The sequence below is a fragment of the Paraburkholderia sp. GW821-FHT02A12 genome, from assembly GCF_059422005.1.
In genome coordinates, this window is sequence record NZ_JBWKWA010000001.1 from 4,194,443 (window position 1) to 4,216,461 (window position 22,019).

At 63.9% G+C, this 22,019-nt stretch carries 18 protein-coding genes; 8 read left to right on the forward strand and 10 right to left on the reverse strand.

The window, feature by feature from the left end; all coding sequences use genetic code 11:
* Positions 1-38: 38 nt before the first annotated feature.
* Together AC07WT_RS19340 and AC07WT_RS19345 are read left to right on the forward strand one after the other, a co-directional pair.
* On the forward strand, positions 39-680 hold the full coding sequence (locus AC07WT_RS19340) for a hypothetical protein (RefSeq protein WP_492592266.1): 642 nt from the start codon (positions 39-41) through the stop codon (positions 678-680).
* A 140-nt stretch (positions 681-820) separates the two neighbouring features.
* Positions 821-1,561, forward strand: a complete 741-nt coding sequence (locus tag AC07WT_RS19345) for a response regulator (RefSeq protein WP_492592182.1) — start codon at positions 821-823, stop codon at positions 1,559-1,561.
* Between the two features lie 51 nt (positions 1,562-1,612).
* Here AC07WT_RS19345 and AC07WT_RS19350 read toward each other — a convergent pair whose 3' ends face one another.
* The 3 genes from AC07WT_RS19350 to AC07WT_RS19360 all read right to left on the reverse strand — a co-directional run bounded on the left by AC07WT_RS19350 (position 1,613) and on the right by AC07WT_RS19360 (position 3,285).
* Positions 1,613-2,284, reverse strand: coding sequence for a flagellar basal body L-ring protein FlgH (locus AC07WT_RS19350; protein WP_494948142.1), 672 nt, complete (start codon positions 2,282-2,284; stop codon positions 1,613-1,615).
* Positions 2,285-2,403: 119 nt separating this feature from the next.
* Entirely contained in the window at positions 2,404-3,114 is a 711-nt protein-coding gene (locus AC07WT_RS19355) for a hypothetical protein (protein WP_494948143.1), read from the reverse strand.
* A 3-nt stretch (positions 3,115-3,117) separates the two neighbouring features.
* Positions 3,118-3,285 carry a DUF6726 family protein gene (locus AC07WT_RS19360; RefSeq protein WP_494948450.1) on the reverse strand — a complete coding sequence of 56 codons (168 nt, stop codon included), beginning with the start codon at positions 3,283-3,285 and terminating at the stop codon, positions 3,118-3,120.
* A 624-nt stretch (positions 3,286-3,909) separates the two neighbouring features.
* On the opposite strand from AC07WT_RS19360, the gene AC07WT_RS19365 reads away from it, so the two are divergent.
* Positions 3,910-4,650: a response regulator gene (locus AC07WT_RS19365; RefSeq protein ID WP_115106690.1), complete on the forward strand. Its 741-nt coding sequence runs from the start codon at positions 3,910-3,912 to the stop codon at positions 4,648-4,650.
* The gene (locus tag AC07WT_RS19370) at positions 4,647-5,918 is read left to right on the forward strand and encodes an ATP-binding protein (protein ID WP_492592178.1); all 1,272 of its coding nucleotides are present in this window, start codon (positions 4,647-4,649) and stop codon (positions 5,916-5,918) included. The genes AC07WT_RS19365 and AC07WT_RS19370 overlap by 4 nt, the downstream gene beginning before the upstream one ends.
* A 214-nt stretch (positions 5,919-6,132) precedes the next feature.
* Here AC07WT_RS19370 and AC07WT_RS19375 read toward each other — a convergent pair whose 3' ends face one another.
* Entirely contained in the window at positions 6,133-7,083 is a 951-nt protein-coding gene (locus AC07WT_RS19375) for a tyrosine-protein phosphatase (protein ID WP_494948144.1), read from the reverse strand.
* A gap of 234 nt (positions 7,084-7,317) precedes the next feature.
* Here AC07WT_RS19375 and AC07WT_RS19380 point away from each other — a divergent pair, with 234 nt between their 5' ends.
* Together AC07WT_RS19380 and AC07WT_RS19385 are read left to right on the forward strand one after the other, a co-directional pair.
* Entirely contained in the window at positions 7,318-8,598 is a 1,281-nt protein-coding gene (locus tag AC07WT_RS19380) for an MFS transporter (RefSeq protein WP_494948145.1), read from the forward strand.
* On the forward strand, positions 8,595-9,860 hold the full coding sequence (locus AC07WT_RS19385) for a D-amino acid dehydrogenase (RefSeq protein WP_492592176.1): 1,266 nt from the start codon (positions 8,595-8,597) through the stop codon (positions 9,858-9,860). Before AC07WT_RS19380 ends, AC07WT_RS19385 begins: the two co-directional genes overlap by 4 nt.
* A gap of 180 nt (positions 9,861-10,040) precedes the next feature.
* Here the strand turns inward: AC07WT_RS19385 and AC07WT_RS19390 are convergent, their stop codons facing one another.
* From AC07WT_RS19390 to AC07WT_RS19400, 3 genes are all read right to left on the reverse strand, one after another.
* A complete protein-coding gene (locus tag AC07WT_RS19390) occupies positions 10,041-11,510 on the reverse strand; it encodes a glutamate synthase subunit beta (RefSeq protein WP_492592175.1) in 1,470 nt (489 codons plus the stop codon).
* Between the two features lie 128 nt (positions 11,511-11,638).
* A complete protein-coding gene (locus AC07WT_RS19395; RefSeq protein WP_494948146.1) occupies positions 11,639-16,342 on the reverse strand; it encodes a glutamate synthase-related protein in 4,704 nt (1,567 codons plus the stop codon).
* 293 nt (positions 16,343-16,635) lie between these two features.
* The gene (locus AC07WT_RS19400; RefSeq protein WP_492592173.1) at positions 16,636-17,343 is read right to left on the reverse strand and encodes a transposase; all 708 of its coding nucleotides are present in this window, start codon (positions 17,341-17,343) and stop codon (positions 16,636-16,638) included.
* Between the two features lie 187 nt (positions 17,344-17,530).
* On the opposite strand from AC07WT_RS19400, the gene AC07WT_RS19405 reads away from it, so the two are divergent.
* The gene (locus AC07WT_RS19405) at positions 17,531-18,253 is read left to right on the forward strand and encodes an OmpW/AlkL family protein (protein ID WP_494948147.1); all 723 of its coding nucleotides are present in this window, start codon (positions 17,531-17,533) and stop codon (positions 18,251-18,253) included.
* Positions 18,254-18,569: 316 nt separating this feature from the next.
* On the forward strand, positions 18,570-18,950 hold the full coding sequence (locus AC07WT_RS19410; RefSeq protein WP_494948148.1) for an ElaB/YgaM/YqjD family protein: 381 nt from the start codon (positions 18,570-18,572) through the stop codon (positions 18,948-18,950).
* 84 nt (positions 18,951-19,034) lie between these two features.
* Here AC07WT_RS19410 and AC07WT_RS19415 read toward each other — a convergent pair whose 3' ends face one another.
* The 3 genes from AC07WT_RS19415 to AC07WT_RS19425 form a co-directional block, all read right to left on the reverse strand.
* Positions 19,035-20,237 (reverse strand): deoxyguanosinetriphosphate triphosphohydrolase, encoded by a 1,203-nt coding sequence (locus AC07WT_RS19415; RefSeq protein WP_494948149.1) that lies wholly within the window; start codon positions 20,235-20,237, stop codon positions 19,035-19,037.
* A gap of 72 nt (positions 20,238-20,309) precedes the next feature.
* Complete coding sequence (aroB, locus tag AC07WT_RS19420) at positions 20,310-21,395, reverse strand: 3-dehydroquinate synthase (RefSeq protein ID WP_494948150.1); 1,086 nt, start codon at positions 21,393-21,395, stop codon at positions 20,310-20,312.
* Positions 21,395-21,946, reverse strand: a complete 552-nt coding sequence (locus tag AC07WT_RS19425) for a shikimate kinase (RefSeq protein WP_492592263.1) — start codon at positions 21,944-21,946, stop codon at positions 21,395-21,397. The genes aroB and AC07WT_RS19425 overlap by 1 nt, the downstream gene beginning before the upstream one ends.
* Positions 21,947-22,019 lie beyond the last annotated feature (73 nt).

Here is a 22,019-nt window from a genome sequence, read left to right on the forward strand (position 1 = left end):
TCCGCCGCCTTGTTCACCGTTGCGAGACGCCCCGCGCCATGACCTTCACGCCGAGCTTGCGCGCTTTCGCTTCAACGCCTGCCCCACTGGCTGGATGGGCCATGTTGCGGCGGCCTGGCGCCCGGCTTGCCGCCGCCGCCCTGCTCGCCTTCGGCCTGAACGGTTGCGCGTGGACGCTGATCTCGGCGGCCGATGCCACCGGTTCGGTGATTCAGGCAGGCTACGCGATCGCGGCGAACTATTCGTCGCCGACCTTCGTCAACGGGCAGCCGGCGTCAGTGCATAACGTCTGCATCGAAGTGAATCAGGCGGTATCGGTCGGCGATTTCGTGCCGGCGCTGCAACTCGCGCTCGAGCGGCGCGGCATTCGTTCGGACGTCTACAATCCGGGCACCTCGCCGGCCGGCTGCGAAGCGCGGCTCGTCTATAACGCCGCGATCGACTACGGCCGCCGCTCGTTCAGCGACGAGTCGATTCAGTACCTGTCGATCATCGATCTGACGCTGATCCAGCACGGCCGCATTCTGGTCACCGCGCGTTATCAGACCGGCGGCCTCAACACCGATCGCTTCTCCAGCGCGTCGACCAAGCTCAACGGTTTGATCGAGCGGATGGTGGTCGATCAGACCGCGTTCAGTCCGCAACCGATGCAGACCATTCAAACTTCCCAGGTGAATTGAGCAGGTAAGCTGAGCAGATAAGCTGAGCAGGTGAACTGAGCAAGCAAGCTGAGCAGCCCGCTTGCTTTCTCTTACACGGGAAAGGATTCGAAAGCGTTGCGCGCTTTGCGCCGCTCGCCCGGATCACTAAGATGATCCGGATGAACCAATCCATTCTGGTCGTCGACGACGACCCCGTCGTACGCGAGCTCGTCAGCGGATATCTGCAAGGGCGCGGTTTCAAGGTTTCCGTGCTCGAACACGGTATGGCGCTGCAGCGTAAATTGCAGGACGACCGTCCGGCGCTGGTCGTGCTCGACATCATGATGCCGGAGCTCGACGGCATCAGTGCGCTGCGCGCGCTGCGCGTCGCCGGCGACGATATTCCCGTGATTCTGCTGACCGCGCGCGCCGATGTGATCGACCGCGTGATCGGCCTCGAACTCGGCGCCGACGACTATCTCGGCAAGCCGTTCGAGCCGAGCGAGCTGGTCGCGCGGATCCGCACGGTGCTGCGCCGCCGCGGCGCGATTGCGCCGAGCGCGCCGGAGCATCGTGCGCCGTATCGCTTCGGCCGCTTCGAGGTGAATTTCCCGGCGCGCGAGTTGCGCCGCGACGGCGAACGCATCACGCTGCGTTCCAGCGAATTCGCCATGCTCAAGGTGTTCGTCACGCATGCGATGACCGTGCTGACGCGCGCGCAGTTGCTCGAGAAACTGCACGGCAATAGCGAGCTGCATCGCAATCGCAGCCTGGACGTGTCGATCTGGCGTTTGCGGCGGCTGATCGAAGTCGATCCGTCCGAGCCGCGCTATGTGCAAACCGTGTGGGGACGTGGCTATGTATTCGTGCCGGACGGCGAAATCGGCGCGGCGGAACGCAGCGCGCCGCCGCTCGCTTAGCGTAGCGTTTGAGCGTGAAACGAAGTACGCCTCGCATTCGAGGCGTCGGCGCTAGAACGTCAGCACGCTCAGGAACATGCGCTGCAGCCAACCCATCGTCGTTGCGTCGGACACCATCCCCACGCCGGCCTGTTCGATGCGCGCGTTCGCGACCTTGCCCGAAGCGACATAATTGCCCGCTTCGATATCCTTCGGATTGACGATGCCGGACAGGCGCAAGCGGTCGCGGTTGCCGCTCATCGAGATGACCTTCTCGCCCGACACCACCAGATTGCCGGTAGACATGGTGCCGATCACGGTGACCGCCAATGTGCCGGTCATGCCGCTGACATCGGTGAGACTGCCCTGCCCTTTGAAGTCGGTGTTGGCCGAGCCGACATTGAAGAGTTTCGCGAGCCGCGCGGCGGCGTTGCTCGAATGATCGGCGGCGTCGGCGGTAATGCTGCTCGATCGGCTCGCCGCCGCGGTCGAGCTATTGTTGCCGCGATACGATTCCGCGAGGCGAATCGTCAGCACGTCGCCGATATGCTGCGCGCGCGGCGTTTCATAGAGCAGCAGCGGCGTGCCCGCCTGATAGATCGCGCCCTGCGTGTTGACGTTCAGCGGCGCCGACGCGAGCGGCGGCAACATCGGCGTGTCGACGATCGAGTTCTGGCTGCTGCTGGCGCAAGCCGCGAGGCAGGCCGCCGCGCCTAGCGCGACAGTGAGACGTAGCGCAGTCATGCGTGCTCCTTGGCCGGATCGGCCGGAATGAAAAAAAGCGGACCTTGCGGCCAGCGTGCCGGAATGGTCACAGGCGCGGTCACACGCGTGGTCGCCTGCACGGCAGCCGAAGCGACATATCAACCCGCCTCCGCGCCGCTCGCCTGCCATTGCCGCACGACCGATTTCACCCATGCGTCCGAACCCTTCAGCAGATAGGTGAGCGTGCCGTTGCGGGTGCCCGGCAGAAAACACAAGGTGATCGAGCTCACCGCGTTTTCCCACACGTACATCGGCATCGCGCCGGACGTCGATGCCTGTTGCGCGACGCGGCGCGGCGCGCCGTAACGGTCGGCGAGCGCCTCACGCAGGTCTTCGGCGGTGACCTCGTCGATCACGAAGGAAATCTCGTACAGACGCAGTGTGCTCTGCTCGTCGACGCGCGCAAAGCGCAGCACGTGCTCCTGCGCCGGCGCGCCGTCGACGACGGCTTGCGAGACGGCCCAGCCGTCGTCCGCGCGATGTGCCCAGCGGCACGCGACGGTCAGACTCTCATGCGATTTCAGCCGCATGCCAAGCGCGCCCGCCTGCACGTCCGTCTCGCAGACGGGCACGCTGCCGAGCGGCGTCGCCCGCACGGTCGAGCCGGAACGGAACTCGTCGAGCGTGATGCCGAGCGCAATGCCTCGAAACGCGAACGGGGCATCCGGCGAACGCTTGCGCGCATCGGCGGGCGCGCCCTTCGACGCAGCGCTGGCAGCCGCTTCGCGCGCCGCCGGCTGCGCCGTCGCGAGCAACGGGAACATTGCGCCGACGAGCCCCAATGCACAGGCAATCCGTTTGAGTGTCATGATTCAGTCGATGGCGGATGCACACACGTCGAACGGCGTGGCCGCCGCATGACCGATCACCGGGACGATTTTCAGCGTCACCGAGGTCAGCCGGCACGGCAGCGCCGCGACGCTGCAGCCGCCGAGCGGCAGCAGCGCCGCGCCAAGCGTCAACCACGCAGCGACACGGATGGAGCGGTCGAATATTTTCGGGGTCGACACACGGGCCTCGGTGCGTCAGGCTGTCGTGTTGACGGTATGCCCGACGAGCCCCGCAGGCACCGACGGCGACACCGGAGTGGCGGATTCCCGCGCTTGCGGCGTCGCCGGCTGGCTGCTCGGAGCCGAAGGCTTCTCCGCCGCCGGCGTAGACGCTAGCGAAGGAAGGTGGGTTGAGAAATTACTGTGAACGGTCATGATGAGCCTCGCGTGGCACCAGGTTTCGATTTCACGCCGCCTGTCGCGGGCCCAAGGCGTCAGGCTGTTTTCGACATGCGGCGCAACGTACTGCACGACGAATCATCTCGCCGCACGCGCGGTGGCGATGCATGAAGAAAAGCGCGCTTTTCAGCGGTGCTTACGAGCCGTTGCGATCCATTTCGATCGAGCGCCAATTCTTTCATCAGAGGAATATCAGCGATGCGAAACGTTTTCCGCCTTGCCGGGCGGGTTGCCAAATATGGCAGCGCTGAAATATGCGGTGAGCCTTTGCCGGCGGGCCTCGCGCGACAAGCGCAGCGCGCGGCGCGCGGCTCCGTAAGCATTGGTAAGAAAACAGTCGGCCGCGCGTCACGCGCGCCAGTCTAGAATTTCGCCATGAATCCACAGGTCCTTATCGTCGACGACGACCCGGTCGTACGCGATCTGCTATGCAAATTTCTGCAATCGAACGGCTTCGACGCGTCGGTGCTGCACGACGGCACGCATCTGCAACGCCGGCTCGAACGTGAACGGCCGTCGGTGGTCGTGCTCGACATCATGATGCCGAACACCGACGGCCTGCGCGCGCTCACCGCGTTGCGCGCCGCCGGCGACGACATCCCGGTGATCTTCGTGACGGCGCGCGGCACGGTGGCCGACCGTATTGTCGGGCTCTCGCTCGGGGCGGACGATTACCTGACCAAGCCGTTCGATCCCCGCGAATTGCTCGCGCGGATCCATACGGTGCTGCGCCGCCGCGGCCCCTCCACCACCAGTGCGCCGGAGGCCCGCAAGCCGTATCGCTTCGGTCCGTTCGAACTCGACTTCGCTACGCGTTCGCTGTCGCGCGAGGACTCGAAGCTCCCGCTGCGCGACAGCGAGTTCGCGCTGCTGAAGATCTTCGTCAACAACCCGTACAAGGTGCTGTCGCGCGTGCTGATTCACGACCTCGTGCATCGCGACAATCTCGCCTTCCGCGACCGCAGCCTCGACGTGCCGATCTGGCGCCTGCGCCGGGTGATCGAAGACGATCCGTCCAACCCGTGCTACGTGCAAACCGTGCGAGGTAAAGGCTACGTGTTCGTGCCCGACGCCGACGGCACGCCTTTCGCCGACGAGGCCGCCTCAAGCGCATGAAAAACCCGCTGAACACGCTGTTCGGCAGAATGGCGTTGCTCTCGACGGCGGTGTTGTTCGCGATTCAGGCGGGCTGGTTCGTACTGGTGGTGATGCAGCCGCCGCGCCATGAAATCGACGGCTTCGCGCGCGGCATTCTGCTGGTCTTGCAGGCGCTCAACGGCGAGCCGATTAAGGGCGCCGCGCTCGCGCCCGCCATGCGCGTGCACCTCGTGCCCACCTGGAACATGCCGGCGAGTGTCCATCTGCGCACGCCGACCAGCCGTCAGCTGGTCGAATTGAGCCGGCATTTGCGCGAGAACTTGCCGCCCGGCACCCAGATCGCCGTCGACGATGTGCACCCGCCCCAGTTGTGGGTACTGTCCCCCGGCAAATCCAACTGGGTGGTCGTGCCGGTCGACGTTCCGCCGCGCCCCCGCTTTCTCATCGAATCGGTATCGATGCTGCTGGCCGCGCTGATCCTGTCGCTGCTCGCGGTCTGGCAGATGCAGCGGCCCTTGTCGCGCGTCGCGGAGGCCGCGCTCGAGTTCGGCTCCGGCGGACGGCCGGAACCGGTCACCGTGCAGGGTCCGCGCGAACTGCGCGAACTGATCGGTTCGTTCAACGACATGATGCGGCGCCTGAACGAAGCCGGCGACGACCAGGCGGTCATGCTCGCCGGCGTCGCGCACGATCTGAAAGCGCCGCTCACGCGGCTCAAATTGCGCGCGAGCGTACTGGTCGCGGAAAGCGAGCGCGCGGGCCTGATCCGCGACGTCGACTCGCTGACCAACATCGTCCAGCAGTTTCTGGAATTCGCCGGCCAGTCCGCGGACGCCGGGCCGCCGGTCGAAGTCGACGAATTTCTGCAGGAACAGTTTTCCGCCACCGACAGCGCCGAGGCGCCGCTTTTCACGCTCGATCTGCAAGCCGGATCGTCATTCAGGCTGCCGCGCACGCTGCTCGACCGGCTCGTGACGAACCTCGTCGACAATGCGCTCGAGCATGGCGTGCCGCCGGTGGATATCGCCACGGCGCGTAACGACCGGCATTGGGTCATCAGCGTGCGCGACCACGGTCCGGGCATTCCCGACGACCGCATTGCCGCGGCCATGAAACCGTTCGTACGGCTCGATGCCGCGCGTGGCGGCGAAGGCCATTGCGGCCTGGGACTGGCGATCGTGGCGCGGCTTGCGCACGATCGCGGCGGCCGCTGTCATGTGCGCAATCATGCGCAAGGCGGGCTGGACGTGCGGATCGAACTGCCGGTTGGATTGGGAGAAACGTGAAAGGGTTGGGCGGCGATACCGGTGTATCCACTGAGGCACCCACCGAAGTACCCACTTACGCGCCCTTACCGGATGGGCTTTCCCGATGGCTGCGGCCTTATAGTCAGCCCCGGCAACCTCGATGCCGCCCTTCTCTGTCCGCCCTGTTATTTCGGGCGGACTTTTTTTCGTCCGCGCCTGGCGCTCGGGTGCGTGCGCGGCGCGCCGCCGCGGTTCAGGCCACGAGGCGGTCGTGCAAGGTATCGATAGTTGCCTGAGACACCCCGAGGCCTTGCGTCAGATAGCTCGCCATCGTGCCGTAGCTCGCCTGCACCTGATCGAACCCTGCTTGCAGATAACTTTCCTGAACGCTGAGCAATGGCGCCTCGATCGCCGCCGCGGCGGCGCCGCTTTGCGACCGCAGTGTGTCGGTGCTCGCCTTGATCGACAGCGCCGAGTAGACGTTGCTCAGCAGGTAGTCCTGCATGATGACGTCGAGCGGCACGTTGGCGACGCTGAGCAGCAAAGCCGCGACCCAGCCGGTGCGATCCTTACCGGCACTCGAATGAAACAGCTGCGCGCCCGCCCCGCTGGCGAGTTGCGTAAGGAGCGCGCCGTAGCTGGCGCGCTGGGCGGCGCCGGTGACATAGGAGCGCGCCTCGGCTTCCATGAAGGCGACGGCGGCGGCGGCCGAATCGAGCGAGGGCACGACGAAATCGTTCGTGCCAAGGACGTTGAAGACCGTCGATGTCGCACCGGCGGGCAGGACGTCGGCGGTACGCGCGATTTCGCCCGGTGTGCGCAGATCGCAGACCGTGGCGATGCCGAGTTTGCCGACTGCGGCCTGGTCTGCCGGGCTGAGTGTCAGGGCGTTCGAGCGATAGAAAGCGCCACGGCGCATCTGTTTGCCGTCGACGGTCGGGTAGCCGGCGGCGGCGCCCGCCACATCGCGGAAATTGCTGACCGAAGCGAGCCGCGGGGTTTCCGGCTGAGCGGCATCGAGATTCCCGCCGCCACAGGCGGAGAGCAGCGGGCTGCTCAGGGTCGACAGCAGCAGGACGCCCGCCGAGCTTTTCAGGAACGCGCGGCGTGAGTCGGCTGCCCGTAAGGGCGGGTTCCGGGCTGCCCGTAAGGACGTGCTCGCGGAGCGGAGGTGTGGCGAGCAGGTTTTTCCAGTTGCGGACATTCGGGTCGGTGGCTCGCGCGGGCGTAAGGGTGGATTTTCGCAGCTTGAGCGCCGCGAACGCAGTTTAACGGCGGCAAATATTTTTTGGGTTACATAGTAGTAGTTGGTAAGGATCGGGTTCTGGTTTGCCATTTTTGACCACGCCTGTCCCCACAACACCTCACCCCGTAGAATAGAAAAACCCCACCACGAAGCCGCCGACACGCGAGATATTCCCGGAGACTACAAAAAAATATGCCTTCTCTCCAATGGTTCACCGAGCTCACCCAGCGCGAACGCCGTACCCTTTATGCCGGCTTCGGCGGCTACGCAGTAGACGCCTTCGACTTCATGATCTACTCATTCCTCATCCCGCCGCTGATCGCGACATGGGGCATGACCAAAAGCGAAGCGGGCATGATCGCCACCAGCTCGCTGATCTCGTCGGCTTTCGGCGGCTGGCTCGCCGGCATTCTCGCCGATCGCTATGGCCGGATCCGCGTGCTCCAGTGGACCATCGCCACCTTCGCGATCTTCACCTGCCTGTCCGGCTTCACGCACTCGTTCTGGGAACTCCTTACCACCCGCACCCTGCAAGGCGTCGGCTTCGGCGGTGAATGGTCGGTCGTGACGATCATGATGGCGGAAACCATCCGCTCACCTCAGCATCGCGCGAAAGCGGTCGGCACGGTGCAAAGCAGCTGGTCCTTCGGCTGGGCGGCGGCGGCCATCATCTATTGGGCGTTCTTCGCGCTGCTGCCGGAACAATACGCATGGCGTGCCTGCTTCTGGATCGGCCTGCTGCCCGCGCTATGGATCATCTACATCCGCCGCAATGTCAGCGATCCGGACATTTTTCTCGAAACCCGCCGCGCGCGCAAAAGCGGCTTCGATACGTCGCACTTCCTGCAAATCTTCTCGCTCCCTCACCTCGGCACCACCCTGCTCGGCAGCGCACTGTGCACCGGCATGCTCGGCGGCTATTACGCGATCACCACCTGGCTGCCCACCTATCTGAAAACGGTCCGCCATCTGTCGGTGTTCAATACGAGCGGCTATCTGATCGTGCTGATCGCCGGTTCGTTTACCGGCTATGTCGTCGGGGCGATTCTGAGCGATAAGCTCGGCCGGCGCGCGTCGTTCGTGCTGTTCGCCATCGGCTCGTTCGTGCTCGGCATGGCCTACACGATGCTGCCGATCACCGACGGCATGATGCTCGCGCTCGGCTTTCCGCTTGGTATCGTCGTACAAGGAATTTTCGCGGGCGTGGGCGCCTATCTGTCGGAGCTGTATCCGAATGCGATCCGCGGGTCGGGGCAAGGCTTCTGCTACAACCTGGGGCGTGGCCTCGGCTCGTTCTTTCCGATTCTGGTCGGTACACTGTCGCAAACCATGACGCTTGTTAAGGCGATGGGCATCGTCGCCGGTTCGGGCTATCTGCTGGTGATCGTCGCCGCGTTGTGTCTGCCGGAAACCAAAGGCAAAGTGCTCGGCGCGACCATTCCCACCGCCAGACAGCGCAGTACAAACACATGAATACGATTGTTCTGGGCGGCGGCGTGATCGGCGTCGCCACCGCTTTTTATCTGCGTCGACAAGGCTGCGAAGTCACCCTGATCGAGCGCGAGCCGGACGTCGCGCTCTCCACCAGTTTCGGCAACGCCGGCGTGATCGCACCGGGCTACGTGACGCCGTGGGCCGCGCCGGGCATGCCGGCGAAAATCCTCAAATATCTGTTCAAGCCGGCCTCGCCGCTGATCTTCCGCCCCACTCTCGATCCGGCTCAATGGCGCTGGATTGCGCGCTGGCTGCGCGAATGCGATCTCGAACGCTTTCGCGTCAACAAGCAGCGGATGCAGCGCATCGCCTATTACAGCCGCGACTGTCTGCACGAATTCCGCAGCCGTCATCCGTTCGACTACGGCCGCAGCCAGGGCTATCTGCAGTTGTTTCGCAGCGAGTACGACGTCGAACTCGCGCAACCCGCGCTGACGGTTCTGCGCGACGCCGGCATCGCGCACCGCGAGGTCAGCGCGGCGCAATGCGTGGCGATCGAGCCGGGCTTGCGCTGGGCGCGTCAGGCACCGCTGTCGGGTCTCTACCTGCCCGACGACGAAGCCGGCGATTGCGCCCGCTTCACCCGCGAATTGCGCGCGATCTGCGAGCGCAACGGCGTACGCTTTCGCTTCGACACGCGCGTCACGTCGCTCGATGTGCAAGGCCGTGCGGTGCGCGGCGTGCGTATCGAGAGCGAGCGCGGCGGCGAGACGTTGCAGGCGGATGCGGTGGTGGTCGCGCTGGGCGTCGATAGCGCGGCGCTGCTTGCGCCGCTCGGCGTGAAGGTGCCGCTCTATCCGGTGAAGGGCTATTCGGCGACGCTGCCGGTCACCGATGATGAAAAAGCGCCGCACGCGGCGTTGATGGACGAATCGCTGAAAACGGCGATCACGCGTTTCGGCAACAACCTGCGCGTGGCCGGCACCGCGGAACTCGGCAATCGCCAGACGACGCTGCGTGAGCAGGCCTTGCAGACGCTGATGAAAGTGCTCAGCGACTGGTTCCCGCACGCGGCCAATCCGACTTCCGCGCATTTCTGGGTCGGCCGCCGTCCGATGACGCCCGATGGCGCGCCGTTGCTCGGCGCGTCCGGCGTGGACAACCTGTGGCTGAACCTCGGACACGGCTCCACGGGCTGGGCGATGTCGATGGGTTCGGGTCGCGTGGTCGCGGATCTGATCACGCGGCGCAAGCCGGAGATCGATCTGGAAGGACTCACGTTGGCGCGGTATCGGAAGTAATCCGCAGCAGACGTTAAAAAGCCGGGTCACCCTCTCGGGCGCCCGGCTTCGTTTTACCGCTTTGATGTACTGCTTATGTACTGCTTATGTGCCGCTTACGCGCCACATTGTCGTCTCCACCTCTTCCTGCAAGCTGTGGCCGGTTTCCGTGCCCAGAGGCGTGAAACCGGCCGGAGACGTTTAGCGCGGCAGTTCCGAATGGCCCATCAGGTACGCATCGACTGAACGTGCGCACTGGCGGCCTTCGCGGATCGCCCACACCACCAGCGACTGGCCCCGGCGCATGTCGCCCGCGGTGAACACCTTGTCCACCGACGTGTAATACGCCTTGTCGCCTTCGGTCGACGCCCGCACGTTGCCGCGGTTGTCCTTGTCGACGCCGAACGCTTCGAGCACCGGCGACACCGGCTGCGTGAAGCCCATCGCGAGCAGCACCAGATCGGCCTTCATTTCGAATTCGGAGCCCGGCACTTCCTGCATCTTGCCGTCCTTCCATTCGACGCGCGCGGCGATCAGCTTCTCGACCTTGCCGTTCTTGCCTTCGAGGCGCTTGGTCGCCACCGACCAGTCGCGCGAGCAGCCTTCGTCATGCGACGACGAGGTGCGCAGCTTGATCGGCCAGTACGGCCACACGAGCGGCTTGTTCTCTTCTTCCGGCGGTTGCGGCAGCAGTTCGAACTGCGTGACGCTCTTCGCGCCATGACGGTTCGACGTGCCGACGCAGTCCGAGCCCGTATCGCCGCCGCCGATCACGACCACATGCTTGCCCTTGGCGAGCAGCTGGTTCGGGACCTTGTCGCCGGCATTGACCTTGTTCTGCTGCGGCAGGAATTCCATCGCGTAGTGGATGCCTTCGAACTCACGGCCCGGCACCGGCAGATCGCGCGGCGTTTCCGAACCGCCCGTCAGCACGACAGCGTCGAACTGTTCTTTCAGCTCGGCCGGCGTGATGGTTTCCTTCGCCGTGTTGCCGATGTGCGCCGGCAGCGAATCCGCCTTGCCGATGAACACGTTGGCGCGGAACGTCACGCCTTCGGCTTCCATCTGGCGCATGCGGCGATCGATCAGCCACTTCTCCAGCTTGAAGTCAGGAATGCCGTAACGCAGCAGGCCGCCGATGCGGTCGTTCTTTTCGAACACGGTGACATCGTGCCCCACGCGCGCCAGCTGCTGCGCGACCGCCAGACCCGCGGGGCCGGAACCGACCACGGCGACCTTCTTGCCGGTCTTGTGCTTCGGCGGCTGCGGCGCGACCCAGCCTTCGGCCCAGGCTTTGTCGATGATCGCGTGTTCGATCGACTTGATGCCGACCGGGTCGTCGTTGATGCCGAGCGTGCATGCCGCTTCGCACGGCGCCGGGCAGATTCGGCCCGTGAACTCCGGGAAGTTGTTGGTCGAGTGCAGCACTTCGATCGCGTTCTTCCAGTCCTGATGGAACACCAGGTCGTTGAAGTCCGGGATGATGTTGTTGACCGGGCAGCCGTTGTTGCAGAACGGAATGCCGCAGTCCATGCAACGTGCGCCTTGAATCTTCGCTTCGTCGTCGGTCAGTGCGGCGACGAATTCCTTGTAGTGCTTCACACGCGTGAGCGGAGCTTCGTACGCCTCGTGGCGGCGCTCGAACTCGAGAAAACCGGTTGCCTTGCCCATGTGGTTCTCTTCTCTATCTGTATCAGGTGGGGTGATCTACACCCGCCGCGCGGAACGATTCAACGGTCGGCGCGGCGGGTACGGCTAAATGTGACGTCTTTCTGCGCTGGCAGCGACGAGTCCGGCAGTCAAGCAGCGAGGACTTCCTTGTTCGCCTTCTTCGCAGCCATTTCGCCGAGCGCGCGCTTGTATTCGGTCGGGAACACCTTCACGAACTGACGGCGCGATGCGTCCCAGTTTTCGAGCAGCGCCTTCGCACGCGGCGAACCCGTGAACTGGAAGTGACGTTCGATGAGTCCCTTGAGCAGGGCTTCATCGGTGATGCCGGTGTGCCACAAGCCCTTGTCGACCGTGCGTTCCTGTTCGGCCTGTTGCAGGACCGGATCGAGCGCGACCATCGACTTGTTGCACTTGCCCGCGAACGTGTTGTCCGGGTCGTACACATACGCGAGCCCGCCCGACATGCCGGCCGCGAAGTTACGGCCCGTTTCGCCGAGCACGACAACCGTGCCGCCCGTCATGTATTCGCAACCGTGGTCGCCCGTGCCTTCGACAACCGCCGTCGCACCCGAGTTACGCACGCAGAAACGCTCGCCGGCCACGCCGCGGAAGAAGGACTCGCCTTCGATCGCGCCGTACATCACCGTATTGCCGCAGATGATGTTTTCTTCCGACTTGCCGCGGAAATCGTTCGTGGGACGGATGATGATGCGGCCGCCCGACAGACCCTTGCCAACGTAGTCGTTACCGTCGCCGACCAGATCCAGCGTGATGCCCTTCGCAAGGAACGCGCCGAAGCTCTGGCCCGCGGTGCCCTTCAACTGGATGTGGATCGTGTCGTCGGGCAGGCCGTCGTGGCCGTACTTCTTCGCGATCGTGCCGGACAGCATCGCGCCGACCGTACGGTTCACGTTGCGCACCGGCTGGATGAACGACACGTGCTCGCCCTTCTCGATCGCGGCCTTCGCCTTCTCGATCAGCGTGTGGTCGAGCGCGCGGGCCAGACCATGGTCCTGCACGTCGACGTGCTTGCGCGCGACTTCAGCCGGCACTTGCGGCTGGTAGAACACCCGCGAGAAGTCGAGACCCTTCGCCTTCCAGTGCTCGATGCCCTTCTTCATGTCGAGCAGTTCGGCGTGGCCGATCAGGTCGTCGAACTTGCGGATGCCCAGTTGCGCCATGAGTTCGCGCGCTTCTTCGGCAACGAAGAAGAAGAAGTTGACGACGTGTTCCGGCTGCCCCTGGAATTTCGCACGCAGCACCGGATCTTGCGTCGCGACGCCGACCGGGCAGGTGTTCAGGTGGCACTTGCGCATCATGATGCAGCCTTCGACGACGAGCGGCGCCGTCGCAAAGCCGAATTCGTCCGCGCCGAGCAGCGCGCCGATCACGACGTCGCGACCGGTCTTCATCTGACCGTCGGCCTGCACGCGGATACGGCCGCGCAGCTGGTTCAGCACCAGGGTCTGCTGCGTTTCCGCCAGACCCAGTTCCCACGGCGTGCCGGCATGCTTCACCGACGACAGCGGCGACGCTCCCGTGCCGCCGTCATGGCCGGCGATCACGACGTGATCGGCCTTCGCCTTGGCGACACCCGCGGCCACCGTGCCGACACCCGATTCCGACACCAGCTTCACCGACACGCTGGCCGCCGGGTTGGCGTTCTTCAGGTCGTGAATCAGCTGCGCCAGATCTTCGATCGAGTAGATGTCGTGGTGCGGCGGCGGCGAAATCAGGCCGACACCCGGCACCGAGTAACGCAGCTTGCCGATGTACTCGGACACCTTGTGGCCCGGCAGCTGGCCGCCTTCGCCCGGCTTCGCGCCTTGCGCCATCTTGATCTGGATCTGATCGGCCGACGCGAGGTATTCCGCCGTCACGCCGAAACGGCCCGACGCCACCTGCTTGATCTTCGAGCGCAGCGAATCGCCGTCCTTCAGCGGAATGTCGACGATCACTTCGTCGCCGATCACGGACTTCATCGTGTCGCCGTTCTTGATCGGAATGCCGCGCAGTTCGTTGCGGTAACGGTTTTCGTCCTCGCCGCCTTCGCCGGTGTTCGACTTGCCGCCGATGCGGTTCATCGCGACCGCCAGCGTGGCGTGCGCTTCGGTGCTGATCGAGCCGAGCGACATCGCGCCGGTGGCGAAACGCTTGACGATTTCCTTCACCGGTTCGACTTCGTCGAGCGGGATCGCCTTCGACGGGTCCAGCTTGAACTCGAACAGGCCGCGGAAGGTCATGTGGCGCCTGGTCTGATCGTTGATCAGATGCGCGTATTCCTTGTACGTCTGGTACGAGTTGCTGCGCGCCGAGTGTTGCAGCTTGGCGATCGCATCCGGCGTCCACATGTGTTCTTCGCCGCGCACGCGGTACGCGTACTCGCCGCCCGCGTCCAGCATGTTCGCGAGGATCGGGTTGTCGCCGAACGCGTCGCGATGCAGTCGGATCGCTTCTTCCGCGACGTCGAACAGACCAATGCCGCCGACCTTCGACGAGGTGCCCTTGAAGTACTTCGACACCAGGTCTTCCGCGAGGCCGACGGCTTCGAAAATCTGCGCGCCGGTGTACGACATGTAGGTCGAAATGCCCATCTTCGACATGACCTTCTGCAGGCCCTTGCCGACTGCCTTGGTGAAGTTGTAGACCGCCTTTTCCGCCGACAGGTCGCCCTTCAGGCCGGCTGCGAGCTGGCCGAGCGTTTCCATCGCGAGGTACGGGTGCACGGCTTCCGCGCCGTAGCCCGCGAGCAGCGCGAAGTGGTGCGTTTCACGCGCCGAGCCGGTTTCGACGACCAGACCCGTGCTCGTGCGCAGACCTTGCTGCACGAGGTGCGTGTGGATCGCGGCCGTGGCGAGCAGCGCCGGGATCGCGACGTTGTCGCGGTCGGTCTTGCGGTCCGACACGATCAGCATGTTGTAGCCGGACTTGACCGCGTCGACGGCTTCCGCGCACAACGACGCGAGACGCGCCTCGATGCCTTCCTTGCCCCAGGCCACCGGATAGCAGATGTTCAGTTCATACGAACTGAACTTGCCGCCCGTGTACTGATCGATCGCGCGGATCTTCGCGATGTCCTTGAAGTCGAGCACCGGTTGCGACACTTCGAGACGCATCGGCGGGTTGATGTTGTTCGTGTCGAGCAGGTTCGGCTTCGGACCGACGAACGACACCAGCGACATCACCATGTTTTCGCGGATCGGATCGATCGGCGGGTTCGTCACCTGCGCGAACAGCTGCTTGAAGTAGTGATAGAGCGTCTTGTTCTTGTTGGACATGACCGCCAGCGGCGAGTCGTTGCCCATCGAACCGACGGCTTCCTCGCCAGCTTGCGCCATCGGCGCCATCAGGAACTTGAGGTCTTCCTGCGTGTAGCCGAACGCCTGCTGGCGATCCAGCAAGGCAGCCGCCTCGCGGCGTTCCGTGATGACGTCTTCGGCCTTCGCCTCGATTTCGTCGAGCTTGATACGAACTGCGTCGATCCAGCTCTTGTATGGCTTGGCGTTGGCGAGGTTGTCCTTCAGTTCCTTGTCGTCGATGATGCGGCCGTGTTCCATGTCGATCAGGAACATCTTGCCAGGTTGCAGACGCCACTTCTTGACGATCTTCGACTCAGGGATCGGCAGCACGCCGGCTTCCGACGCCATGATGACGAGGTCGTCGTCGGTAATCACATAGCGGGCCGGACGCAGGCCGTTACGGTCGAGCGTCGCGCCGATCTGACGGCCGTCGGTGAAGGCGATCGCGGCGGGGCCGTCCCACGGCTCCATCATCGCGGCGTGGTATTCGTAGAACGCGCGGCGGTTGTCGTCCATCAGCGTGTGCTGCTCCCAGGCTTCCGGGATCATCATCATCATTGCGTGGACGAGCGGGTAGCCGGCCATCACCAGCAGTTCGAGACAGTTGTCGAACGATGCCGTATCGGATTGGCCCGGATAGATCAGCGGCCACAGCTTCGGCAGATCGTCGCCGAGCACGTGCGATGCGATCGCGCCGGTGCGGGCGTTCAGCCAGTTGACGTTGCCCTTCACCGTGTTGATTTCGCCGTTGTGGGCGATCATCCGGTACGGGTGAGCCAGTTCCCACGCCGGGAACGTGTTGGTCGAGAAGCGTTGGTGCACCAGCGCCAGCGCCGAGACGGTGCGCTCGTCCTGCAGGTCGCGGTAGTACACGCCGACCTGGCCGGCCAGCAGCAGGCCCTTGTAGACCACCGTGCGCGCCGACATGGACGGCACGAAGTATTCCTTGCCGTGCTTGAGCTTGAGCGCCTGGATGCGGTGGCTGGCGGTCTTGCGGATCACGTACAGCTTCCGCTCGAGCGCGTCGGTCACCATGATGTCCTTGCCGCGGCCGATGAAGATCTGGCGGATCAGCGGCTCGCTCGCCTTGACGGTGGGCGAAATCGGCATGGTGTGGTCGACCGGCACGTCGCGCCAGCCCAGCACGACCTGGCCTTCGGCCTTTACCGTGCGCTCGAGCTCCTGTTCGCAGGCCAGACGCGACGCGTGTTCCTTCGGCAGGAACACCATGCCGACGCCGTATTCGCCGTGCGGCGGCAGCGTCACGCCCTGCCTGGCCATTTCCTCACGGTAGAAGCCATCCGGAATCTGAATCAGGATGCCCGCGCCGTCGCCCATCAGCGGATCGGCACCGACGGCGCCCCGGTGGTCGAGGTTCTCGAGAATCTTCAGGCCTTGCTCGATGATCTCGTGGCTTTTCTTGCCCTTGATGTGAGCGACAAAGCCGACGCCGCAGGCGTCGTGCTCATTTTGCGGGTCGTACAGACCTTGCGCGGCGGGAACCGGGTGAGTCGGTTGCTGGTGGTCGTTCATGGGGACACCGTCTGTGAGGGGCCGGACAGGCCGTTAAACCGTTTTTTTATTGCCGCAGTGCGCACCGCCACCGCGACGACGCTCTCTACGCTGGATGCTACGCGTACCAAAAAGCGCCGGAATTCGGAATATACGCGACGAATCAATGGAATAGCAAACAAAACCTGATGGTACGACCCCTATTATCAAGTTGGTGCATTGCGGCTAACTTTTATTGGTGCCACATCAAAACGGTGCAAAGAAAACGGCATCCGAAGATGCCGCTCGGGGCGCAGCCCTTGATCCGAAACGCTTTATTGCGTCTGCGGCGTCTCACGCACCTTGCGCGGCCGCCCGCGCGGCAGCGGCGACACGCGCCGGTTCGCGGCCCGCGCCGCCCACTCGCGATACGTTTCGCTGCCCAGAACCCAGCCTTTCAAGGTGGCCTGCTGGAGCTGGCTGGCTTCGCGCTCGTCGAGCGGCTGCTCGCACAGCTCGCGGTACGCGCGTTGCCGCTCGAACGGCGTGTTGCCGAGCGACCAGTACAACGGGTGATCAGTAATGAGGCTGTCGAGCGTAAGGCCAATGTGATGGCGGTAGCTCGACCAGCGGTAGTCCTCCGGCGCGTTCACGAGTTGCGTGCGCAGCGGGCACATCTCGACGACCTGGCTCGCCAGCAGGAAGTAACGCTCGCCCTCGATCACCGTTGCGCGGTAACGGCCCTCCCATAGCGTGCCGCGGCGTGCGTAACGCCGGTTGAAGTGGGCGACATAGCGGCGCCCCACCGCCTGCATCGCCTTCGGCAGACTCGACTCCTCGGTCGGCGTGACGAGCAGTTGCACAGCGCCCGGCATCAACGCGTACGCGTGGATCGACAAATGGTGGTCGCGCGAAGCCGCTTTCAAACAATCGATGAAAAGCTCGTAGTCCTGGTCGTCGACGAATGCGGGCTGCTGGTCGAGTCCACGGAGGATGACGTGCTGCGGCTGATCAGGGACATAGAGACGTGCAAGCCGTGCCATGCTGAAGTATCCAATAGTCGCGTTGGTATATACCCGAAGGTCCGAAAAGCCGCATGGGCGCTGGGTTCGGCGCGGCGCGGCTTAGCCAGAAACCGCCCGGCGCTTAGGGAGAAAGCTCTAACTGCCGCGTATGGTTTGTTTCAAACGTTGTGGTCATAATGAGCGGGCCTTTTTTGGAGGAGCACATATGAAATTAAAACAGGCCATAACGGGGATCGCGGCGCTCGCCTGCATGATGGCAGCTCACGCGCAATCGGCCGGCAGTTTTTACGCTACGACGGGGTGGTTCCATTTCGCCCCCCAAGACAGTAGCGATCCGTTGAAGGAAACAAGCGTCGGCGGGACACCCGTCAACATCTCACTACCCGGCACGGGCGCTGGCATCGACAGCTCCGACACCATCGGCTTAAGCCTAGGCTACTTTGTCACCGATCACATCGCCGCGGAAGCTGAAATTGGCATTCCGCCGAAATTCAACCTGCTAGGCACAGGCACCTTCGAGCAATTCGGTACGCTCGGCTCCGCGAGGCAATGGAGTCCTGCTCTCCTGTTCAAATACTACTTCAACGACGCCACCGCGGCGTTCCGACCGTATGCCGGCCTCGGCGTCACGTACGTCTGGTTCACGGACGCGAAGATCTCCAACACTGCGTTTGAACAAGGCGTACTGCATGGTCCGACTTCGGTATCGACGGATCGTTCCTGGGCGCCGGTGTTTAATCTCGGTTTCAACTATGCGTTCACCAAACACTGGTTCGCAGGGTTCTCCGTCTCATACATACCGCTCAGCGTAACCGCGAAACTGACCTCGAACGCATCGACTCCGGTCGGCAACCTGACCGTGACGTCTGAAGCAAAAATCAAACTCAACCCTATCGTTACTTTCGCGAAGATAGGTTACGTCTTCTAGGAAGGCAGCCTGCGCCTGCATGGATCGAACCGTCGCGAACCGTCGCGAACCGTCCGCACCTCGGCGAAACGCCGTCACACATGTGATGGCGTTTTTGATTTTATGCCTCTGTCACCTATTGTGGTAAACGCCGGACGCATTGTAATTTTGACCACCGATCGGCCTTTCCAGTGCAATTTCTGCCGCCAGAAACCGTCGGCACGTGTGCGATGATCGCGCTGGAACACCGCGCAGCCTTTGGCATTGAAGTTGCGTGATGCCACGTTTGCCGCATGAGTACGCGGAGACTTTTCTCACCCTCATCGACGGAGCGACCATGACAGCACTTCCGAATACGCGAGACGCCCTCGGCGAATCCTGGACCACCACCAGCCGCCGTGCGCGGCGTATCGCTCGCCATAGCCGCCACGCGGCTGAAGACATCGCAGGCGAACTGCGCACGCTGATGTCGGAACTCGAAGATACTTTGGCCGACGGTACGCAGGCCGATGCCGTGGCGTTGCGCAGCAAATTGCGCAAACAACTCGACGTGGCGCGAGACCGTTTGAACGACACGCGCGAAGCCATGCGCCAGCGCGCCGAAGTCGCGATCTCGGATGCCGACACTTACGTGCACGAAAACCCGTGGCAGACGATCGCGATCGTCGGCGGCGTCGCCCTGATCGCGGGCGCGCTATTCGCGTCGCGGCTGCGTTAAGCGGCGAGCCGGGCCGCCGCACGGGCGGCGGCATTTCACTGCGGGCATGCACAGCGGCGCCGATGCCCACTGGCGCGGCTCCGATCAGTTGTCCTCGATCACGAACAGCCGCTGATATTCCTTCACCGCGTACCGATCCGTCATGCCGGCAATGTAGTGGGCGATCAGGCGCGGCTGCAACGACGCGTCCGGCGACTGATAGCCGGGCGGCAACAGCCGCGGATCTTCCGTGAACGCGCCAAACAGGCCGACCACCACGCGGCGCGCCTTGTTCGCCATCCGCATCACCCGGTAGTGGCGATACAGGTTCTTGAACAGAAAGCGCTTGAGCGTCGCGGCCTGCGAAGCAATCGCCTCGCTATGCGCGACCAGCGGCGGTGCGGCCCGCACCGCATCCAGCGAAGCCGGCGCATGCCGGATCAGATTGAGCGTGGTCGTATCGATCAGATCGACGATCAGCGTGTTGATGATGCGGCGCACCGTCTCGTGAATCAGCCGGCGACCTTCGATCTGCGGAAAGTCGCGGCGCGCCGCCTCGTAGTGCGTCTGCCATAACTCCACTTCTGCAAGCTGTTTCACGGTGAGCAAGCCTGAGCGCAATCCGTCGTCGACGTCGTGATTGTTGTACGCGATCTCGTCGGCGACGTTCGCGATCTGCGCTTCGATCGACGGTTGCCGTCCTTCGAGAAAGCGCTCGCCGAGTGCGCCGAGCCGCCGCGCGTTCTCGCGCGAGCAATGCTTGAGGATGCCTTCGCGCGTTTCGAAGCAGAGGTTGAGGCCGTTGAACGCGCCATAGTGCTCCTCGAGATCGTCGACCACCGCAAGGCTTTGCAGGTTGTGCTCAAAGCCGCCGTGTTCGCGCATGCATTCGTTCAGCGCGTCCTGCCCCGCATGGCCGAACGGCGTATGACCGAGATCGTGCGCGAGAGAAATAGCTTCGACGAGGTCCTCATTGACCCGCAGATTGCGGGCGACCGAACGCGCGATCTGCGCGACTTCGAGACTGTGCGTGAGGCGCGTGCGGAACAGGTCGCCCTCGTGATTCACGAACACCTGAGTCTTGTACTCGAGCCTGCGGAATGCCGTCGAGTGGACGATGCGGTCGCGATCGCGCTGAAATTCGGTGCGCGCGCTAGGCGCGGCTTCGGGATAGCGGCGGCCGCGCGACTGCGCGGAATGCGCCGCATACGGCGCGAGATGCGCTTCGAGTGCTTCGGGCGAAGGCACGCCGATCGCCGGCGTACCTACCTTGTCATGCTTTACATCGTCGTTGCGCCTGTCAGTCACCGGTTTCTCCGAAACATGAGCGGCGCCTCGTGACGCTGGTGCGTGATGCTTTGCTGCGATGCCTCGCCGTATCTAGACGGCGGCGGCCAGCGTGGCGTGCACGGCGGCGTCGGGCGCCTGGGTGATCAGCGTCTCACCGAAACGATTCAACAGAATGAATTTGATCGCGCCGGCTTCGGCCTTTTTATCGACCTGCATCAGTTCGACATAGCGCGATTCGCCGAGCGCGGGGGCGCGAGTCGGCAGATGCGCGGCGACGATCACGTCGACGAGGCGCTTGCGCGCGGCTTCGTCGAGATAGCCCAGGCGCACGGACAGGTCCGCCGCCATCACCATTCCGCAGCCGACCGCCTCGCCGTGCAGCCATTCGCCGTAGCCGAGCCCGGCTTCGATCGCGTGGCCGAAGGTGTGGCCGAAATTGAGGATGGCGCGCAGCCCGCCTTCGCGCTCGTCCTGCGCCACCACCGACGCCTTGATCTCGCACGAGCGCTTGACCGCCTCGGCCAGCGCCTCGGGCTCGCAGCGATTGAGCGCCTCGACATTCGCCTCGATCCAGCTGAAGAAACCAGCGTCGGCGATCGCGCCGGTCTTGATCACTTCGGCGACGCCCGCCGCCAGTTCGCGCGCCGGCAGCGTGCGCAGCGCGCCGATGTCGGCGATCACGGCTTGCGGCTGGTAGAACGCGCCGATCATGTTCTTGCCGAGCGGGTGATTGATGCCAGTCTTGCCGCCCACCGACGAATCGACCTGCGACAGCAAGGTGGTCGGCACCTGGATGAACGGCACGCCGCGCATGTAGCAGGCCGCGGCAAAACCGGTCATGTCGCCGATCACGCCGCCGCCCAAGGCGATCAGCGTGGTTTTACGGTCGGCGCGCGCGCCCAGCAGCGCGTCGAAAATCCGATTCAGCGTTTCGAGGTTCTTGTGCGCTTCGCCGTCCGGCAAAACGACCGTGGAAACCTGCTTGCCGAGCGGCGCCAGCGCGGCGCGCAGCTTGTCGCCGTACAGCGGATCGACCGTGGTGTTCGTGACGATGGTGACCGAGCTGCCGGCGATGTGCGGCGCGAACAACGCGGTCTGGCCGATCAGGTCGGCACCGATATGGATGGGGTAGGCGCGCTCGCCCAATTCGACATTGACGGTAATCATACGGTCCATTATGGCGCAGGATGTTTGGCGACGCCGGCCATCTCGAGCTGCATCAGAACCATGTTGACGAGTCCGTTGACCGAAGGCCGGCCGGTTTCGATCACGAAATGCGCGCATTCGCGGTAGAGCGGGTCGCGTACTTCGTAGAGCGCCTCGAGGCGCGCTTTGGGGTCTTCGGTCTGCAAAAGCGGGCGATTCTTGTCGCGCCGGGTGCGCAGCCACAAATCGTGCGGGTTGGCGCGCAAATAGATCACCACGCCGCGATTTTGCAGGGCTTCGCGGTTTTCCGGCCGCAGCACTGCGCCGCCGCCCGTGGCGAGCACGATATTGTCGCGCCCGGTCAGGTCGGAGATCACGTGCGCTTCACGTTCGCGAAAGCCCGCTTCGCCCTCGAGTTCGAAGATCACCGGGATGCGCGCGCCCGTGCGTGCTTCGATTTCGTGATCGGAATCGAAGAACGGGCGGTCCAGCCGGCGCGCAACGGCCCGGCCCACGGTGGTTTTGCCTGCCCCCATGAGCCCTACAAAAAATACATTGGCGTGTGCGTCCCGCGCTTGCAACGGTGTCCTCTGGCTAATCCGGTATGGTTCGTGCCGCAGCTTACTGGCAAAGCGGCTGCCTTGTCGAGCCTGC

Excerpts from the sequence above, each read along its gene's own strand:
- AC07WT_RS19345 (WP_492592182.1), top strand. The coding sequence starts at position 821 with ATGAACCAATCCATTCTGGTCGTCGACGACGACCCCGTCGTACGCGAG.
- AC07WT_RS19370 (WP_492592178.1), top strand. The coding sequence starts at position 4,647 with ATGAAAAACCCGCTGAACACGCTGTTCGGCAGAATGGCGTTGCTCTCG.
- AC07WT_RS19355 (WP_494948143.1), bottom strand. The coding sequence starts at position 3,114 with ATGACACTCAAACGGATTGCCTGTGCATTGGGGCTCGTCGGCGCAATG.
- AC07WT_RS19410 (WP_494948148.1), top strand. The coding sequence starts at position 18,570 with ATGACAGCACTTCCGAATACGCGAGACGCCCTCGGCGAATCCTGGACC.
- AC07WT_RS19350 (WP_494948142.1), bottom strand. The coding sequence starts at position 2,284 with ATGACTGCGCTACGTCTCACTGTCGCGCTAGGCGCGGCGGCCTGCCTC.
- AC07WT_RS19365 (WP_115106690.1), top strand. The coding sequence starts at position 3,910 with ATGAATCCACAGGTCCTTATCGTCGACGACGACCCGGTCGTACGCGAT.
- aroB (WP_494948150.1), bottom strand. The coding sequence starts at position 21,395 with ATGGACCGTATGATTACCGTCAATGTCGAATTGGGCGAGCGCGCCTAC.
- AC07WT_RS19400 (WP_492592173.1), bottom strand. The coding sequence starts at position 17,343 with ATGGCACGGCTTGCACGTCTCTATGTCCCTGATCAGCCGCAGCACGTC.
- AC07WT_RS19390 (WP_492592175.1), bottom strand. The coding sequence starts at position 11,510 with ATGGGCAAGGCAACCGGTTTTCTCGAGTTCGAGCGCCGCCACGAGGCG.
- AC07WT_RS19375 (WP_494948144.1), bottom strand. The coding sequence starts at position 7,083 with ATGTCCGCAACTGGAAAAACCTGCTCGCCACACCTCCGCTCCGCGAGC.
- AC07WT_RS19395 (WP_494948146.1), bottom strand. The coding sequence starts at position 16,342 with ATGAACGACCACCAGCAACCGACTCACCCGGTTCCCGCCGCGCAAGGT.
- AC07WT_RS19405 (WP_494948147.1), top strand. The coding sequence starts at position 17,531 with ATGAAATTAAAACAGGCCATAACGGGGATCGCGGCGCTCGCCTGCATG.
- AC07WT_RS19385 (WP_492592176.1), top strand. The coding sequence starts at position 8,595 with ATGAATACGATTGTTCTGGGCGGCGGCGTGATCGGCGTCGCCACCGCT.
- AC07WT_RS19380 (WP_494948145.1), top strand. The coding sequence starts at position 7,318 with ATGCCTTCTCTCCAATGGTTCACCGAGCTCACCCAGCGCGAACGCCGT.
- AC07WT_RS19340 (WP_492592266.1), top strand. The coding sequence starts at position 39 with ATGACCTTCACGCCGAGCTTGCGCGCTTTCGCTTCAACGCCTGCCCCA.